The sequence below is a fragment of the Pseudomonas sp. T1.Ur genome, assembly GCF_023516725.1.
Taxonomy (GTDB): Bacteria; Pseudomonadota; Gammaproteobacteria; order Pseudomonadales; family Pseudomonadaceae; genus Aquipseudomonas; species Aquipseudomonas alvandae.
This window is the reverse complement of the sequence record NZ_JAMGSN010000001.1, coordinates 3174563-3191936: the sequence shown is the minus strand read 5'-3', so window position 1 is coordinate 3191936 and position 17374 is coordinate 3174563. Positions and strand designations below refer to the sequence as shown.

Annotated in this window: 18 protein-coding genes; 8 read left to right on the top strand and 10 right to left on the bottom strand. The window is 60.7% G+C overall.

Annotated elements, in window-relative coordinates; genetic code table 11:
- Positions 1-1205 precede the first annotated feature (1205 nt).
- Together M8Q45_RS14130 and M8Q45_RS14125 are read left to right on the top strand one after the other, a co-directional pair.
- The gene (locus M8Q45_RS14130) at positions 1206-1826 is read left to right on the top strand and encodes a TetR/AcrR family transcriptional regulator (RefSeq protein ID WP_249875264.1); all 621 of its coding nucleotides are present in this window, start codon (positions 1206-1208) and stop codon (positions 1824-1826) included.
- Positions 1827-1881: 55 nt separating this feature from the next.
- On the top strand, positions 1882-2289 hold the full coding sequence (locus M8Q45_RS14125; RefSeq protein WP_249875263.1) for an ester cyclase: 408 nt from the start codon (positions 1882-1884) through the stop codon (positions 2287-2289).
- A 121-nt stretch (positions 2290-2410) separates the two neighbouring features.
- Here the strand turns inward: M8Q45_RS14125 and M8Q45_RS14120 are convergent, their stop codons facing one another.
- From M8Q45_RS14120 to M8Q45_RS14090, 7 genes are all read right to left on the bottom strand, one after another.
- Positions 2411-3364, bottom strand: a complete 954-nt coding sequence (locus tag M8Q45_RS14120) for an alpha/beta fold hydrolase (RefSeq protein WP_249875262.1) — start codon at positions 3362-3364, stop codon at positions 2411-2413.
- 710 nt (positions 3365-4074) lie between these two features.
- Complete coding sequence (locus M8Q45_RS14115) at positions 4075-4308, bottom strand: hypothetical protein (protein ID WP_249875261.1); 234 nt, start codon at positions 4306-4308, stop codon at positions 4075-4077.
- Positions 4309-4365: 57 nt separating this feature from the next.
- Complete coding sequence (locus M8Q45_RS14110) at positions 4366-5172, bottom strand: DUF6630 family protein (protein ID WP_249875260.1); 807 nt, start codon at positions 5170-5172, stop codon at positions 4366-4368.
- Positions 5173-5919, bottom strand: a complete 747-nt coding sequence (locus M8Q45_RS14105) for a hypothetical protein (protein WP_249875259.1) — start codon at positions 5917-5919, stop codon at positions 5173-5175.
- A 65-nt stretch (positions 5920-5984) separates the two neighbouring features.
- Complete coding sequence (locus tag M8Q45_RS14100; protein WP_249875258.1) at positions 5985-6146, bottom strand: DUF2986 domain-containing protein; 162 nt, start codon at positions 6144-6146, stop codon at positions 5985-5987.
- Positions 6147-6180: 34 nt separating this feature from the next.
- The gene (locus M8Q45_RS14095; protein ID WP_249875257.1) at positions 6181-6642 is read right to left on the bottom strand and encodes a thiol-disulfide oxidoreductase DCC family protein; all 462 of its coding nucleotides are present in this window, start codon (positions 6640-6642) and stop codon (positions 6181-6183) included.
- A 65-nt stretch (positions 6643-6707) separates the two neighbouring features.
- The gene (locus tag M8Q45_RS14090; RefSeq protein ID WP_249875256.1) at positions 6708-8474 is read right to left on the bottom strand and encodes a S8/S53 family peptidase; all 1767 of its coding nucleotides are present in this window, start codon (positions 8472-8474) and stop codon (positions 6708-6710) included.
- A gap of 142 nt (positions 8475-8616) precedes the next feature.
- Between M8Q45_RS14090 and M8Q45_RS14085 the strand changes: the two genes are divergently transcribed.
- Positions 8617-9369 (top strand): gamma-glutamyl-gamma-aminobutyrate hydrolase family protein, encoded by a 753-nt coding sequence (locus tag M8Q45_RS14085; protein WP_249875255.1) that lies wholly within the window; start codon positions 8617-8619, stop codon positions 9367-9369.
- Here the strand turns inward: M8Q45_RS14085 and M8Q45_RS14080 are convergent.
- Entirely contained in the window at positions 9354-9746 is a 393-nt protein-coding gene (locus tag M8Q45_RS14080) for a VOC family protein (RefSeq protein WP_249875254.1), read from the bottom strand. The genes M8Q45_RS14085 and M8Q45_RS14080 overlap by 16 nt on opposite strands.
- A 50-nt stretch (positions 9747-9796) precedes the next feature.
- Complete coding sequence (locus M8Q45_RS14075; protein ID WP_349654626.1) at positions 9797-10876, bottom strand: hypothetical protein; 1080 nt, start codon at positions 10874-10876, stop codon at positions 9797-9799.
- A gap of 68 nt (positions 10877-10944) precedes the next feature.
- Between M8Q45_RS14075 and M8Q45_RS14070 the strand changes: the two genes are divergently transcribed.
- Together M8Q45_RS14070 and M8Q45_RS14065 are read left to right on the top strand one after the other, a co-directional pair.
- Positions 10945-12135 (top strand): S-type pyocin domain-containing protein, encoded by a 1191-nt coding sequence (locus tag M8Q45_RS14070; protein ID WP_249875253.1) that lies wholly within the window; start codon positions 10945-10947, stop codon positions 12133-12135.
- The gene (locus M8Q45_RS14065) at positions 12132-12362 is read left to right on the top strand and encodes a DUF7683 domain-containing protein (protein ID WP_249875252.1); all 231 of its coding nucleotides are present in this window, start codon (positions 12132-12134) and stop codon (positions 12360-12362) included. Before M8Q45_RS14070 ends, M8Q45_RS14065 begins: the two co-directional genes overlap by 4 nt.
- A gap of 60 nt (positions 12363-12422) precedes the next feature.
- Here the strand turns inward: M8Q45_RS14065 and M8Q45_RS14060 are convergent, their stop codons facing one another.
- Positions 12423-14600 (bottom strand): TonB-dependent siderophore receptor, encoded by a 2178-nt coding sequence (locus tag M8Q45_RS14060; RefSeq protein WP_249875251.1) that lies wholly within the window; start codon positions 14598-14600, stop codon positions 12423-12425.
- A gap of 187 nt (positions 14601-14787) precedes the next feature.
- On the opposite strand from M8Q45_RS14060, the gene gcvA reads away from it, so the two are divergent.
- From gcvA to M8Q45_RS14045, 3 genes are all read left to right on the top strand, one after another.
- Entirely contained in the window at positions 14788-15693 is a 906-nt protein-coding gene (gcvA, locus tag M8Q45_RS14055) for a transcriptional regulator GcvA (protein ID WP_249875250.1), read from the top strand.
- Between the two features lie 76 nt (positions 15694-15769).
- A complete protein-coding gene (locus tag M8Q45_RS14050; protein ID WP_249875249.1) occupies positions 15770-16597 on the top strand; it encodes an EamA family transporter in 828 nt (275 codons plus the stop codon).
- 11 nt (positions 16598-16608) lie between these two features.
- Complete coding sequence (locus M8Q45_RS14045) at positions 16609-17370, top strand: SDR family oxidoreductase (protein WP_249875248.1); 762 nt, start codon at positions 16609-16611, stop codon at positions 17368-17370.
- The last annotated feature ends 4 nt before the right edge of the window (positions 17371-17374 follow it).

The window sequence follows — 17374 nt, the reverse complement described above, 5'->3', positions numbered from 1 at the left end:
GTGTGGAGGGCTGGAGCACGATCTACATCACAGGCAAAAAGCCTAAGGAGCTGCGCGGCTTCCAAGTCCCTCCCTCGATGATCAGTCGAGAACTATCGCTCCTGACGGAGCGATAGTCGAGATACAAGGAGCTGCCGAGTGCAACGAGGCTGCGATCTTTTCCCAGGCACTTGAATCTCAAGCGAAAGATCAACATCAAAAGATCGCAGGCTTCGCCAGCTCCTACAGGCCAAGCTCCCGCGCCCCCCCTGTAGGAGCTGCCGAGTGCAACGAGGCTGCGATCTTTCCCCAGGCACTTGAATCTCAAGCGAAAGATCAACATCAAAAGATCGCAGGCTTCGCCAGCTCCTACAGGCCAAGCTCCCGCGCCCCCCTGTAGGAGCTGCCGAGTGCAACGAGGCTGCGATCTTCTCCCAGGCACCTGAATTTCAAGCGAAAGATCAACATCAAAAGATCGCAGGCTTCGCCAGCTCCTACAGGCCAAGCTCCCGCGCCCCCCTGTAGGAGCTGCCGAGTGCAACGAGGCTGCGATCTTTCCCCCAGGCACTTGAATCTCAAGCGAAAGATCAACATCAAAAGATCGCAGGCTTCGCCAGCTCCTACAGGCCAAGCTCCCGCGCCCCCCCTGTAGGAGCTGCCGAGTGCAACGAGGCTGCGATCTTTTCCCAGGCACCTGAATTTCAAGCGAAAGATCAACATCAAAAGATCGCAGGCTTCGCCAGCTCCTACAGGCCAAGCTCCCGCGCCCCCCCTGTGGAGCTGCCGAGTGCAACGAGGCTGCGATCTTTCCCCAGGCACTTGAATCTCAAGCGAAAGATCAACATCAAAAGATCGCAGGCTTCGCCAGCTCCTACAGGCCAAGCTCCCGCGCGCCCCCTGTAGGAGCTGCCGAGTGCAACGAGGCTGCGATCTTTCCCCCAGGCACTTGAATCTCAAGCGAAAGATCAACATCAAAAGATCGCAGGCTTCGCCAGCTCCTACAGGCCAAGCTCCCGCGCCCCCCTGTAGGAGCTGCCGAGTGCAACGAGGCTTCGATCTTTCCCGGGGCACCTGAATTTCAAGCGAAAGATCAACATCAAAAGATCGCAGGCTTCGCCAGCTCCTACGGGGCCGAGCGGGAGCAAGCTCCTCGCCACGGGATCCTCGGTGTTCTTTCAATGTAGGTGAATGCTAGTCTTGGTCAACGCTGTCGCCAGGGAGCCCTCATGGGCAATCACAAGATCGAGATTCGTCGCAGTAACGTCGAAAAAATTCTGTTGGCTGCCGAGAAAGTCTTCGCCGAAAAGGGCTTCGGCAGTACCGCCATGGCGGACATCGCCGCTGAAGCGCAATTGCCGCGTTCCAATCTGCACTACTACTTCAGCACCAAGAGCGAGTTGTACAGTGCCGTGCTGTTCGATCTGCTGGACGTCTGGAAGCAGGACGCCTTGTGCTTCGAGATGTTCGACGACCCACGGGTCGTGCTCAGCAGCTATATCCGCGCCAAGATGAACCACTCCCGCAGCCGGCCCCATGGCTCGAAGATCTGGGCCAACGAAGTGATCCACGGTGCGCCGACCCTGGGGCAAGCGCTGGATGCCAGCCTCTACGACTGGGCCAAGATGAAGGAAGCGAAGATCCGCCAGTGGGTGGAAGACAAACGCATCCTGCCGGTGGAACCGTCCAGCCTGCTCTACATGATCTGGGCGTCGACGCAGCACTACGCCGACTTCGACCATCAGATCAACATCCTCAACGACCACCAGCCGCTGTCCGACATGCAATTCGAACGGGCGGTGCAGACGGTCACCAGCGTGATCTTGCGGGGGATAGGGTTGCAGCCTTGAGGTCTTTGTCATTGACTGTCGAGCAGGGTCAACCTCAACCACGGAGGCTCTCGATATGGACCTGGCCGAGCAATACCGCAACTACATCGCCTGCCTGAATGCCCGTCGCTGGCAGGACCTGGGCCGTTTCGTCGACGACAATGTGCAATACAACGGTCAACCGGTGGGGCTGGCAGGCTACCGGGCGATGCTGGAAAACGATGTGAGCACCATCGTCGACTTGCGCTTCGATATCGACCTGCTGGTCGTCGAACCGCCGAATGTCGCGAGTCGCTTGCTGTTCGATTGCTCGCCCCGAGGACGATTCCTGGGACTGGAGACCCACGGCCGGCGGATTCGATTTTCCGAGAACGTGTTCTATACCTTCGAAGGCGGAAAAATCGTTCGGGTGTGGTCGGTGATCGACAAGGCTGCGGTGGAGGCTGCGCTGCAACGCGAAGGCCCTTCAGAAGAAGGGCCTTGAGCGAAAAACATGTGAAAGCGAGCCTGCTCGCGAAGGCGGTGTGGTCGTTAGCGCAGGTGCTAACGGATCGATTGCTTTCGCGAGCAGGCTCGCTCCCACCGTTGAAGTCAGCTACCGAGCTTCATTCCTTGAGGAACGTCAGCAGGTCCTGATTGAGGCGATCCTTGTGCGTCTCGGTCAGGCCGTGCGGCGCGCCAGGGTAGACGATCAGTCGAGCGCCCTTGATCAAGGCTGCCGAGGCCCGGCCTGCGGCGTCAATGGGCACGATCTGGTCGTCGTCGCCGTGAATCACCAGGGTCGGCACGTCGAACTTCTTCAAATCGCCGCGGAAGTCAGTCGCCGAGAACGCCGCGATCGAGTCATAGGTGTTCTTGGCGCCGCCCTGCATGCCTTGCGCCCAGAACGACTGGATCAAACCCTGGGACGGCTTGGCGCCCTTGCGGTTGTAGCCGTAGAACGGGCCGGAGGCGATGTCCAGGTACAGTTGCGAACGGTTCTCCTGGGAGGCTTTGCGCAATCCGTCGAACACTGCAATCGGCAAGCCGCCAGGGTTGGTGTCGGTCTTGAGCATCAGCGGCGGGACCGAGGACACCAGCACGGCTTTCTTGACGCGGCTGGTACCGTGGCGACCGATATACCGAGCCACTTCGCCGCCCCCTGTCGAGAACCCGACCAAGGTCACGTCCTTCAGGTCCAGCGCCTCGATCACCGCCGCCAAGTCGTCGGCGTAGTGATCCATGTCGTTGCCTTCCCACGGCTGGCTGGAACGGCCATGACCGCGACGGTCGTGGGCAATGACGCGATAGCCCTTGGAGGCGAGGAACATCATCTGTCCTTCCCAGCTGTCGGAGTCCAGCGGCCAGCCGTGGCTGAAGGTGACGACCTGACCGTTGCGCGGGCCCCAATCCTTGTAATAGAGCTGCACGCCATCCTTGGTGGTGATGTAGCTGGAGGACTGCACGACGCTGCCGACCGCGGTGGCGCTGGCGCCGGCCTGGACGGGGGTAGCAGCTTCTGCGCCGAGGGTGGCCAAGGCCAGGATGGCGACAGCGAAGGTGCGGTTGAATGTGTTCATCGTTTCTCTCTCCATAAGGGACGGTTTGATCTGCCGGGATCGTTGTCGATCGCGTTGGTGGGCAGATTAGAGAGAGCGAAGCGCAACGAGAACGGCGCTGGCATCGATAACAACTATAGGGATATCGGATACCTGCGTTTTGATCGTGGCGAGGTCGCGCACGAGCTTGGCCTGTAGGAGCTGGCGAAGCCTGCGATCTTTTGATGTTGAAATTCAGGCGCCTGGGAAAGATCGCAGCCTCGTTGCACTCGGCAGCTCCTACAGGCGCGCACGGGAGCTTGGCCTGTAGGAGCTGGCGAAGCCTGCGATCTTTTGATGTTGATCTGTCGCTTGAAATTCAGGCGCCTGGGAAAGATCGCAGCCTCGTTGCACTCGGCAGCTCCTACAGGCGCGCGCGGGAGCTTGGCCTGTAGGAGCTGGCGCAGCCTGCGATCTTTTGATGTTGATCTGTCGCTTGAAATTCAGGCGCCTGGGAAAGATCGCAGCCTCGTTGCACTCGGCAGCTCCTACAGGCGCGCACGGGAGCTTGGCCTGTAGGCGCTGGCGCAGCCTGCGATCTTTTGATATTGATCTGTCGCTTGAAATTCAGGCGCCTGGGAAAGATCGCAGCCTCGTTGCACTCGGCAGCGCCTACAGGCGCGCACGGGAGCTTGGCCTGTAGGCGCTGGCGCAGCCTGCGATCTTTTGATGTTGATCTTTCGCTTGAGCAATCAACCAAACGACGGCATAGGCCCCAGCGAGTTGAGAATCCAGGTGACCGCAGCGACGGCAACGAGGGCCGCCGCCAGCAAACCGATGAACAGCCACTTGACGACTTTCAGCCACTTCGGCGGACCGGCGCTCGGGGCGAAGGTTTCCACCGCGTGACTCATGGCTTCGGCGCAAAAGGGGCACTCGCCGTTGTCCTCGAGAATGAGGGTGCCGCAGTGATCACAATTCTTCATGTCGTACCAAGGCTCGGAAACGTTTGTCCAGCGGCGAACCGTCGCCGCACCTGATGCTCAGTATTTATAGACGATGCCCAGCCTGCCCATGATTTCCATGGCATTGACCAGGCCCAAGCCGTTCATGGGCAGGCAGGCAAACGCCTGGTACTCGTCGAAGTGGGTGCCGATGGCCAACAACTTCAAGTCGTGGGCTTCCAGGCGGGCATTGAAATACTGCAGCAGCGCCCGTTCCCAATCGTTGGCGCGATTGACCGCGTCGACGGTTTTGCTGTCAGGCGTGGGGATTTCGATGCCCAGTTCCCGGAGTGGGGCAAGGGCGTTGATGGTGTGGACGCCTGACAGCGACCACTCCTTCCATTCGAACTCAGCCAACCGATGGGCCCGGGCCAGTGCCGATCGCAGTTGCGTCCAGGCCCAGTCCCACTGACCGTTGGGGGCGGGCATGTTTTCGATCAGCGCTTGGGCAAGCGCCTCGTCGAACAGGCAATCGAACAGGTCTGCCAGCGTGTCGGCGGGATCCGGTCCAGGCCCCTGATCCTGGGTGTCCAGGTCACGGCTCAAACGCTGCCAAAGACTGGCCAGTTCCGTCCAGTCGTCTTCATCCATGTCGTCATCGATCACCTGCGCCTTATGGCCGCGGTGATAATTGTCCAGCCGCGTCTTGTGAACCTGGACAGCGCCCTCGGCGACGCTCACTTCGTAGCTGCTGTGGTCCAGGTAGCTGGTCTGGAAGACGATGCGGTCAGGAAAGAGGTCATGCACGAGGCTTTCCTCGGCATCGAAATAAGCCGCGCCTTCGAGCGTGCCGTGGGCGGTGATGATGCGTTGCAGCGACAGGGGATCGATGGCGTTCAGGGGCATTTATTTCACGCTCTGTACATGCATGTCGATGGAAGTCCCGTCGTGCTTGTCGGTACTGGCGTGGTAGAAGAACCCGTAGTCGACCAAATAGTAATAATGATTGGCGGGAAGGAGTCTTTTACTCGGAAGCTGTTCCTGGCAACTCATGGCCTTGGCCTGGCCGCTCAGGGCCGGGTTCAGTTGCTTGGCCGGCAATTCGCGGTCGATGCGACAGTCGAAGACTCTCGGCTCCGTGCCCAAAGTACCGATGAGGCTGCTGGTGTTACTGCCTTGCCGGGTGTAACCCAGTTGGCTGCCGACCGGCATGCGTCGCCAATCGCCACGAAAGCTCAACCTGTCGATGACCACGGTATTTCTCGACATCGTGGCCTGTTCCACGCCGGAAAGCATCAACAGGCCACGCCAGGTGATCTTGCGACCGTTGAGGTGTTCGCTTTTGTGAATGAAGCGCAACTGGCGGGTGTCCGGGTCAGTGGACAGAAAGTATTCGGTACGTTCCGGCCTGCTTTCCTTGGGGAAGTTGACGGTGCCGGCCAGTTCCACGTAGGTCAGCGTCTTGATCGGCGCGGGCATGTCGAGTTGCTCGATGGTTTTCAAGACGTCCGGGTTGATGACTGGGTTACCATCGGCCCTCATCGGTACGGTGCGGAACTTGAACGTCGGCGCATTGACAGGCTTTGTCTGCGTCTGTTGGCTGGCGCAAGCGGCCAATGCCAGGAAGGTGATACCAAGGATAAGACGTTGCACGGGTGACTCCGATAAGTCCATTTTGAGGGAGGCTGGCAGGTCGTTGACGATTTATCGCAGGCGAGTTACTGCTCAGTGGAAACGGTCAAGTCCGGATCGGTTTCAGCCGCCATCTTCAATCGGTCCGCTTTGCTGATGTACTTGTCCTTGCTCTTGGGGGCCAGTTTGGCGCTGGCCTTCTTTGCGTTGGCCTTGAGCAGCTGGTTGATTTTTTTGCGGCGGTTCATGTCGTTCCACTTGGGTTTGAGAGGCAGACGCGATTTAACGCTCGGTTGCCGGCATTTTCAAGAAACGCTGTTCATGATCCGCATTCGGCAGCAGGCAAACGTCGTATTTGCCAAACAGTCGATAACGATTCAGCGCAATGTGATCGTAGACCCAGTCTCGAAGTGCGCGCGGCAAGAGGCGCAATACATTCACCGCGTGCCAGCGACCGGGCAATTGCGAAACCACTTCGAAAAACGCGTCCGAGCGCTCCCACAGTTGCTGGTCGCGGATCACCGCCATGGTGTCGAACTGGTCCACTGGCAAACCCGCCCATGCGAGCAAGGCCTGGCCCTCTGGTGATTGCACCGCCGCCAGCCGCACCCGCCGTTGCCGATCATGCCGTATCAGGAACTTCGCCCAGCCGTTGCAGAGCTTGCAGACACCGTCGAACAGGACCACCGTTTCGCCTGGCTTGAGCAGCGGCGCGGAGGAAGGTCGGGTTTTTGAGGCTGGCATGGCTGAGGTCCACGGATAGGGGTGGTTCGGATCATACCGCGTGCAGCTATCCTGTGATCGTTCGATCAGCGTACCCGATCGCGACTCTGCACCGACAAATCCAGCGCCTTTTGCATGTCCAGCCGCGCCGAGCGGCCCACATCCTTGTCGTTGAGCTGGTAATTGCGCTCCGACGGCAGGATGGGCGCGGTGAGGTCTTCGCCGTCCATGCGTTCGAAATCATGGTTGTCGCCGATGGTCATGGCGCTGCGCCGCAGGAGCATGCGCAGCTGTTCGGGTTGAAGTTGCGGATTGATCGACAGCATCGCCGCCAGCAGGCCCGTGACCATCGGCGTGGCGTAGGACGTGCCGCAATGCACCGCACCGTCCTCGCCGGCGTTGACCGTCGAGGCGTGGGTGCACGCGGCGGCGGTGATGTCGACGCGCATGTCGATGTTCGAGGAGCTGCGCTTGACCGCGTAGCCGGGGTCGTCGACGGCGACTCCGGCCCGTTCGTTGCGCTGGTGCCCGCCGACCACCAGCAGTTGCTCGGTGATGAACGAGGAGGGCAGGCGGTATTCGTCGGTGCCCGAAAAGGACGAGCCGTTGCCAGCGGAGTTCACCACCACCACGTCGGGATGTTCCTTGCGCAGCCACAGGAAAAATTCCTCCAGCAATTCTTCGTAGCCGCCCATGGCGATGCCCGAACGCAGCAGCGAATCCACGTCATCGCCTTTCACGTCCTTCGCCCCCACGCGGTGGATGCCCCAGCTCCAATTGAGCACGCGCACGCCGTCCTCGACGAGGTTCACCGAAGCGGCGATGTTGGCGGTGATCCCCGCGTCGGAATTGCGTTCGACGATGACCTCGAAGCCACCGCTGGCCTTGTCCAACCCCCGGAGAAAACCGCTGTTGCCGCCATCGTTCCAGCGCGCCGCGAGGATCCCGGCCACGGTCGTGCCGTGGTTGTCCGGCTTGTCCGCATCGCGGGCGTAGACGCAGGTGCGTGGCACCGAGCAGGGGCCCAGGTCATCGGCAAAATCCGCCGTGTCGAAATCCACGTCACGCTCGATCAGGCCGATGCGCACCGGTTGCGGTCGGATCGGCGACTGCTGTCCGGGGATGCGCCGCTGGTAGTAATGCACCGCGTCGAGAAAGCGATTCGCCGCCCACTCATCCGAGTCCTGGGCCGGTTTTTTCGGCTCGTCAGGCTGGGCGGGCGCTTGCTCGGCCTCTTCCGCCCCTGACTCCTCGACCACCACCGCATCGACGCTGGTCTCGCTGCCCAGGCGCAGCACCAACGCGTCGCGCTGCACCAGGTCCTTGGCCGGCAGGCGCAGCTGATACACGTTCAGCGGCGCTATGCTGCCGACCACTTTCGCGCCATATTTGCCGGCAAGCCGCTCAGCCTCCTGGCGGCCATCGTGACTTTCCTCGATCAGCACGCTGACCAGGTCCACATAGGTGGTCAGGCCGTCCATGTTCTTCGCCACCTCATTCGGCCCAGCGGCGAGCACGTGGCTGTTGCCCATGGTCAGCCAAACGGCATTGCTCAAGCGCGGGCCGTCGGCCAGCCAGAGCGGACCGCTGTGGTAATCGGCGCTGTCCAGGCGCAAACGCAGGCTTTGTCCTTCACGCTGGATGCTGCGCGCAGGAATCGTTTTCTCGCCCAGTTTCAGTTGTGGCGTTGCGTCACCCAGCCCACGTGCGGTCAGGCACCATTCCTGGCGCTGGCGTTCGAGCAAGTCGCCGCAGCGCTTCAGGCTTTCCAGGCGCAACGGTTCTTGCGCAGAGGCGGTCGTGCTGGCTATCCAGATCAGGAAAGAGGCGAGGGCGACGGATCGTAGGCGCATGGGTGGGTTCTTTGCTGGGGTTTGCTGTTCCGACCGCAGCGTCGATGGCTTCGTTCAGGCGTCCCGTCCACCGTCATCAAAATGGAACAACCGAACCCGCGCCGCCATCCGATTCATAGGCATCTCAGAAACGGGGAGTCCCATGTCTCGTCCACCCATGATCGGAATCATCGCGTGCTCGGGCAAGATCGGCCCGCACACCGTCCAGCTCAGCAACGACAAGTATGCGCAGGCGGTCGCCACCGCCGCCGAAGCGCTGCCGGTGATCCTGCCGGTGTTCCCGGCGCTGATCGATCCTGCCCACGTCATTGCCGGCCTGGACGGGCTGCTGTTTACCGGATCGCCGTCCAATATCGAACCCCATCACTACGGTGGTCCACCCAGCCCGCCGGGCACCGAGCACGACCCGGCCCGGGACAACCTGGCGCTGCCGCTCTGGCGCGCCGCGGTCGAAGCGGGCCTGCCGGTGCTCGGTATCTGCCGTGGCTTCCAGGAAATGAACGTCGCCTTCGGTGGCTCGCTCCATCAACAGCTCGACGGCCCTGGCGCCGAACATGAACCGCCGAGCAACGAACCCGTCCAGGAACAATACGCCCGCAACCATGCCCTGACGGTGCGCCCGGGCGGCGTGTTGGCGCGGCTGGGGCTCAAGGATGTCATCGAAGTCAACTCCGTCCACGGCCAGGGCATTGCGCGGGTGGGGCTGGGCTTGCGCGTCGAGGCCGTGGCGGAGGATGGATTGGTGGAGGGCCTTTCGGTGGAGGGCAGCCGGGCCTTTGCGCTGGGGGTGCAATGGCATCCGGAGTGGGAGGTGATGGAGAACGCGGATTATCGGGCGATTTTTCGGGCGTTTGGGGAGGCGTGCAGAGAGCGGGCGGGTTACGCAGGATCGTGACAACAGACGCAGAGCTTGTTGCCTTCAGGGTCCCGAAAGTAGGCCCCGTAATAATCCGGGTGATATTCAGGGCGCAGGCCTGGAGGACCTTCGCAACGGCCACCCAGGGTCAGCGCCAGGGCATGAGTGTGACGCACGACCTGTCGATCGGAGGCCAGCAGCGCGATCATTTGCCCGTTTCCTGACATCGCCGGTTCGCCATCATAGGGTTTGCCAATTACAAAAAGAGGGCGTGGGTTGTCAGGGTGCCTCCAGCCCGCCCAGGGGCGTTCAAGGTCTTTGAACTTGAGTTCAAGGCCGAGCGCTTGCATGACTTCTTGATAAAACACAAACGCTCGCTGGAAATCGTTCGCGCCGATGCACACATGTGAAATCATCTTTTCATCCTGGAAAGGGGAAAGCCTGTTTCCACCATAGCAGCGATTCCTCAAGGATTGGATTTCAACCGTCCTTCGATCGCCACGAGCAAACAACCCCAGGCGATCACGCCGATGACCAGCAGCTCGGCGATACCGATAAGCACGTGGAATGAAAAGGTCATCGGCTGCTCCGCCCAATAGAAGGTTGTCGGGCGAGAAATGCCAATGCGCAGTCGTCCGGTAAACAGCGAGGGCACCAACGTGATGATGCGGGTCAGCTCAAACACCGCCAGGAACGCGCCAATCAGGGCGAGCAGGACGCGTGCGGGTGTGCCCAGTTGCTCGGATGTCTCAGCCGAAGGCGTCGGCGCCTTTGCTTTGCGTTGCCTGGCGATCTTCGCGGGGGTTGGAGCAGGCCGGTAGGCGGCCTTCGCAACGGGTGCCGAACCGACCGTTACCTCGGTGGGCATTGGTATTTGCAAGTAGTCGCTTATCTCACGCAGCCACAGGTCGGTGCGTTTGCTTCCCGGTACGACCGGAACGTTGCTGCTCGTCAGGCGATGGGTGGTGCCATCGCGCATCACCAGCCACAGCTGGGTGCTGGCTGGCTTCGCCTCCGGGTGGCGACGAAGTTCGACGTGTTTGACGGCGTCGATCCTGAACACCGAATGCACCCGCTCACGGCGGCCAAAAAAGTTCTGGGTGCGGCGCTTGCCTTCACCGTCGAGGCGCGACAACAGCAAGGTCTCGCGGGTGCCGGTGTAAATCAGCAGTGCCAGACCCAGGGCAGGAATCAGCAGCAGCCCGAGCACCAACAGGAGCAAGGTCAGTGGGTCCATGCCCGCTGGCGACGAGTCTGAATCGGCAATCGCTAGCACGGCCCCCAAGGGAAAAATCAACGCCAGCGCACTGGTCAGCAGCACGACTATGCTCTGCACCCGGTTGACCGAGTGGATGTGCAAGTCATCCCGCGTGGTGCGCTCGAATCGATATCCAATCAAATGCAGACTCCTGATAAATCCCCCGGCCCAAAGCGGCGGAGGATGTGTAACGGGATGGATCAACCGCTGGTTGAGAGCCGATCGGTTGGATGATTTTTCCGGCCCTACATCGCTCGATGAAAACGGAGCGATCATTTCAAGAAACATCCTACATCGCCACTCAAGTCCCCTGCGTTAGCGTCCGTCCTGGATTTTCAGGATGAGATTCGCGACTTGTGACCACACGCCCAAAAGACCTGCCCAAGGTTCGTAATCCACGTTCCGGCGAAGGGCACAACATTTCCTATCGGGACATGACGTCCAGCGAGCTGGCGGCGTACGAAGCCCTCCAGCGCGGCCATGAAGCCATGCTCGCCCGACAGGCTGCCTATGAAAACGAACGTTGGGCCACGGTGGAGAAAAAGCCTCTCGTCATCACCGGCTCCGTGTTTGCCAAAAGCTGCACATTACCCAACGGAATCATTGACTACAGCAACCCTAACGGCTTCGTACCGCCGGACTTGGTCAAGCAGTACGGCGATCTGACGTGGCTGGGAGGCCGAAGCGCCGACGCGTCGGGAACCGTTCCCCTCAAGCAAATCGGCTCAAGTGCAACACCCCTCGCCTTGGGCCGGCTCGCACTGGGAGGTTCCGCTGTGTCGGCGGCTGGCGCCGCCACTGGCACGGTCGGCGCGGCACTGTTGACCGGCATCGTCGCCTTGCTCTGGCCCTCCAGCCTGGGCGACAGCGCCCTTTACAGCGAAGAGCAGCTCCGCCAGCTCAAACAGGCCCGCACCCGCATGCGCCTGAGTATCGAGCAGCAGGCCGACGGCAGTATCAAGGGCTACGGCTTCTACACCGGGCAGAACCGCGGCTGGGAAATGGTTGACGTCGTCCACCTCGCTCCTCGCGGCGACCAATACATCGCCGACCTGGGTGACGGCATCGAACTGATCTGGACCCCAGCCTCCAACCCCTCCGACACCCTCGGCATCCCCGCGTTGGAAGCCGCGCCCCAAACGCCACACATCTGGATCTACCCACCGACGCCGGTGGCGGACAGCATCATCGTCAACCCGATCTATCCGCCGGAGTACAAGGATTTCATCCTGGTGTTTCCGGCGGATTCGGGGGTTCGGCCGGTTTATGTGGTTTTGAGTGTTCCGGGGGATCATAAGTACCATAAGCCCCCGTCTCTTCTCCCAGCCTTTCCAGAGGCAAAAATTGCACCTTCTAAAACGTTCGTACGTGGCGGCGGTATTAAGCGTCGAAGGTGGAAAGATCGCGCCGGGAAGATCTATGAGTGGGACTCACAACATGGCGCTGTAGAACTCTATACAAAACAAGGTAAACATCTTGGCGAATACGACCCCATCACCGGCGAGCAAACCAAACCCGCCAGTCCAACAAGGAAGGTAGAAAAATGAAGCCCACCGTAGAAGTTTTTGACAGGACGACAGAAGAGTTGTTACAGACTGTGGAAGTCCCAAGCGCTTACATAGCCCAGTTGGCCACGCTGATGGGTTGGACGGAGCCTGAAGACTTTTGCTTTGTCTACGACTTGTCGTCAGAACAGTTGAAAACGATAGAAGAGTGGACGCACACGAAATTGAATGGCGACAACCGCATTATCCAAATCGTTTGTCTTGAGTAAGGCAAACGGTGTCTTCCCCTGGAACAGACGCAACCTGCTCCAGGGGAAGACAGGTTTTCTTTAAAAACTGTACTTGGCCGTCAACATCATATTCCGCGGATTACCATACGCATCCCCCCCATAACTCGCAGAGTTGGCGATAGACGAATAGTAGCGGCGGTCAAAGATGTTGTTGGCGTTGACCTGCAGATCCAGGTTCTGGTTGACCCTGTACCCGGCCATCAGGTCCGTGACGGCATAGCTGCCCTGTTCGAGGCGGTACTTGCTGCCGTTGGCCAGCGGAATGTCGTTGTACATCCGGCTCTGCCAGGAGACGTTGCCGCCAACGCGCAGTTTTTCCAGCGGGCCTTGGAAGCGATAGTGGGTGGTCAGCTTGAAAAGATGCTCCGGGGTGTCGGGGTCGAATTGTTTGTTGACCTTTTGTGGTTCGGCGGCGTTTTTGATGGTGTGGGTTCGTGCGTAGGTGTAGCCACCGCCTACTTGCCAGTTTTCGGTCAACGCGCCTTGCACTTCGAAGTCGATCCCCTGGCTGCGAATCTCGCCTGAGGCCTCGTTGCAGGTTGCCTGCGGACAGTTGGGCACGACCACCGCTACTGCGCGATTTTCCTGGTCGACGCGGAACAGGGCCAGGCTCGCATTCAGCGCGCCATCAAAGTACTCGCCCTTGATCCCGACTTCATAATTTTTACCTACGATCGGCTTGACCGGGGACCCGGACCTATCCTTTGCGCTCTGCGGCGTGAAGATGTCGCTGTAGCTGACGTAGACCGAATACTGGTCGTCCAGGTCGTAGATCAAGCCGGCGTAACGGGTGACGTTTCGAGTGACCTTGTAGTCGCCCTCGCCATCATGGTTATCGTAGTCGTACCAGTCCAGGCGTCCGCCGAGGATCAACTTCAGCGGGTCGGCCAGGCTCAGGCGTGTGGTGAGGTAGACGCCGTCCTGGGTGGTCACCTCGCGCTGGTTGTTCGTATGGACGAAGTTCGGTTTCCCGGCGCTGATCGGCCAGTTGATGTCGTAAGGGGTGTAGCTGTGGGTGGTGTCGTCGTAGATGCGCTTGCTTGCGCCCACAACCAGTTCATGGGTGCGTCCGAATACCTCGAAAGGGCCACTGGCAAAGGCGTCAACGCCGGCCTGGTTTTCGTCATGAGCGGCCTGGTAAACCGTGCGGGCCAGCGTATTGTTGACCCAGCGCGATTGGTAAGAGCCGGAAAACAACGCATCCTGCTCGGAATAGTTGGCGTTGACCTGAAGGTTCCAATCATTGGCCAGGCGATGACGGACTTCGGCGAATACCGTGTTGATCTCCTGGTCCTTGTTCTCCCACTCCGTACCCGGATTGTAAGAGCGCGGCAGGTCCAGGTGATGACCGTCCTGGCCGATCATCGACGAACCCCAGAAATAATTGGTCTTGTCCTTCTGATGGGAAAAACCCAGGGTCAAGGTGGTGTCTTCGCCCAGGTCTGCTTCGGTGACCGCATAGAACAAGCCGTGATTTTCCTCGACATCATCGATGAAACTGTTGGCGTCGCGGTAAGAGGTCACGACCCGGCCACGCAGGGTGCCACTGTCGTTGAGCGGGCTGGACGCATCGACCTCGCCACCGTAATCGTCCCAGCTGCCGGCGGTACCGGTCAGGGTGAGTTTCTGTTCGGCCAGTGGGCGCTTGCGGACCATGTTGATCGCGGCTGACGGGTTGCCTGCCCCGGTCACCAGGCCTGTGGCACCGCGCACGATCTCGACCCGATCAAACATCGCCAGGTTGGGCTGCGCGCCGACGGAGACGCCGTTGTAGCCGGTCGGGATGCCGTCATACATCAGGTTATCGATTTCGAACCCGCGCGCCTTGTAGATCTGCCGGCCAGGCCCGCTGGAAAAATCCAGGAACAACCCGGGCGTCGCCTTGACCACGTCGTTGATGCTGGTCATCGCCTGGTCATCCATACGCTGGCGCGTGATGACCGTGACGGCTTGCGGGGTTTCACGCATGGTCAGCGGGAGCTTGGTTGCCGTCGACATCGAACCGGTGGTGTAGGATTCGGTGCCTTCCGTTGTACTCCAGAGTTGGTTGCTCGTGACTTCGGTCGCGCCCAGCTCCAGCGTGGCCGGTGGAGTGTTCTGGGCGGCGGCGCTGTTGTCATCGGCGTAGGCGGGAGCCAGGGAGGCCATGCAGATCGCCATGGCCAGGAGATCACGGGTAGGGGTGAAATAACGCGGGGTGGTGGTGCAAGTCGACATGAGTCGGTCCTGAGATGCTAATGATTGTGAGAATGATTAGCGTTCAAGTGTCTCAGGATTTTTCTGAACGATAAAGCCTACGTTGGCTGAGCTCGCCGATGTAGAGCGGTGCGCGCTGCGAATCCTCTATCATGAGCAGACGTTCATGCTCCGTGTTTTTTTCACACAATTCCCCGGAACCGTATACATGAGAGATCTGCCGCCAACCGCCACATTGCGAGCCTTTGAAGTCGCCACCCGGCACCCGACGTTCACTGCGGCTGCGGATGAATTGCACGTCACCCAAAGCGCGGTCAGCCACCAGCTCAAGCATCTCGAGGCGCTTTGGGGATTGCAGTTGTTCGAGCGTGGCAAGTCGTTGAGCCTGACGGCGGCGGGGGCTGCGCTGGCACCCATCGTGCGGGAATTCATCATGAGCCTGGAGGCGACTTTGAGCGATTTGCGCGAGCAGAAAGGCCGGGTCCGCCTCAGCGTCAGTACTACGTATTCCTTCGCGCTGAAGTGGCTGCTGCCACGCCTGCCAATGCTCTCTCGCCAGCATCCCGAGCTGTTGGTCTCGCTGGACACCACGGACAAGGTCATCCATTTTTCCAACGGCCAGGCCGATGTCGCGATCCGGCTCGGCAAGGGCATCTATCCCGGGTTGTATTCGGAATTCCTGTTTGGCGAGCAGGTGTTTCCGGTGGCCAGTCCCGATCTTCTGCAACGCTTCGGCACGCCGCACAGCCCTGCCGATTTGTTGCATTTCCCGCTGCTGACCCGGGATGGCGCCGAGCTGGTGCCGAAGTGGGAGGCCTGGTTCCAACAGGTCGGGCTGGCGTTCTTGCCGCTCAAGGAAAGCGTGCGGTTTGGCGACACCAACATGACGGTCGAAGCCGCGCTGCTCGGCCAAGGCGTCGCGTTGGTGCGCAGCGGGCACGTTGAAAACGAAATCAGCGATGGCCGCCTGGTGCGGTTGTTCGATGTGCCGTTCCCATCGCCGCTTGCTTACTATTTCGTCTGCCCCAAGGGCATCGAATCGCAGCCGCACATCGTCAGCTTTCGCCAATGGCTGATCAGCGAGGCGCTGAAAGTCCAACGAATCTATGAGTGAAGCATGAAGGTTTGCTCATGGTCCGATGAGGAGACTTCGCTGTAGTCCGGGCGCTGGGCTGCCTAGAATGGCGACCATGCCTATCCATATCGTTTTCCTGGTTCTTTTCGCCGCGCTCCTGCATGCCAGTTGGAATGCACTGCTGCGTGGCGGTGCCGATCGGCTGTGGTCGATGACGGTGATGTGCATTGCCATCGCCGTCACCTGTGTCGTTGCCGCAGCGTTCATGGTGCCGCCTGCGGTTGAGAGTTGGGGCTATGCGGTGCTTTCGGCGCTGCTGCATGTCGGCTACAACCTGTTCCTGGTGCGCAGCTACCGGGTCGGCGACCTCGGGCAGATCTATCCGATTTCCCGAGGATCGTCGCCGGCGCTGATCACCCTGGGGGCCGCCATTTTTGCCGGCGAGACCATCACCCCCGGCGAGATGCTGGGGATTGCGCTGGTATCGGGCGGTATTATCTCGCTGGCCTTCAAGGGCCGCAGCCTGTCGGTTCCCAGCTTGCCCTACGCGCTGGGAACCGGTTGCTTCATCGCGGCCTACAGCGTCGTCGACGGCATGGGTGCCCGGCTCTCCGGCGCTCCGCTTTCCTACACGGTGTGGATGTGCGCCTTATGGGGCGTGCTGATGCCGGCCGTTTACATCGGCCTGCGCGACGCCCGCAGCTTGTTTTCGCTGCGCCCCGGAATATTCTCCGCGTTGGCCGGCGGACTGGTCTCGTTGCTCGCCTATGGCATCGTCATCTACGCCATGAACGAAGCGCCGTTGGGCGCGGTATCGGCACTGCGCGAAACCAGCGTGCTGTTCGCGTTGCTGATTGGCTACGCATTCCTTGGCGAGGCACTCACCGCGCGCCGGATCCTGGCGTGCGCAGTGATTGCCAGCGGCACCTTCATCATTGGCTAGGAGGTATTTCAATGGATAACGTCTCGGCGGCACCGCTGATCCTGATAACCGGTGGAAGTCGCGGGGTAGGCGCCGCCACCGCCCGGCTCGCCGCCGCAAAAGGTTATGACGTCGCGATCAGCTACGTCGCCAACGAACCCGCGGCACTGGCCGTGGTGGCGGATGTGCAGGCGCTGGGCCGTCGGGCGCTGGCCGTGCGGGCCGACAGCGCGGACCCCCAGCAGGTCGAGGCATTGTTCAAGGCCATCGACCGCTCGTTCGGGCGGATCGACGTGCTGGTCAACAACGCCGGGGTGTTGTCCACCCAGTCACGCCTGGAGGACCTCGGTTTCGAACGCATGCAGCGCATCTTCGCGGTCAATTCCATCGGTCCGATCCTCTGCGCCCAGCAAGCGGTGAAGCGCATGGACTACCGGCACAACGGTCCGGGCGGCGTGGTGATCAACATCTCTTCGGCCTCGGCGCGCCTCGGCAGCCCCCATGAATACGTCGATTACGCCGCGTCAAAAGGAGCCCTGGAGACGTTCACCATCGGGTTCGCCAAAGAGGTGGCCCGGGAAGGCATCCGCGTCAACTGCATTCGCCCCGGGCACATCTACACCGACATGCACGCCAGCGGCGGCGAGCCGGGGCGGGTCGATCGGGTCAAGGACTCGATCCCCATGGGCCGGGGCGGCCAGCCAGAGGAAGTGGCGCGGGCGATTCTGTGGCTGGCGAGCGCGGAGGCGTCGTTCGTGACCGGAACCTTTCTTGATGTGACCGGGGGGAAATGAGCCG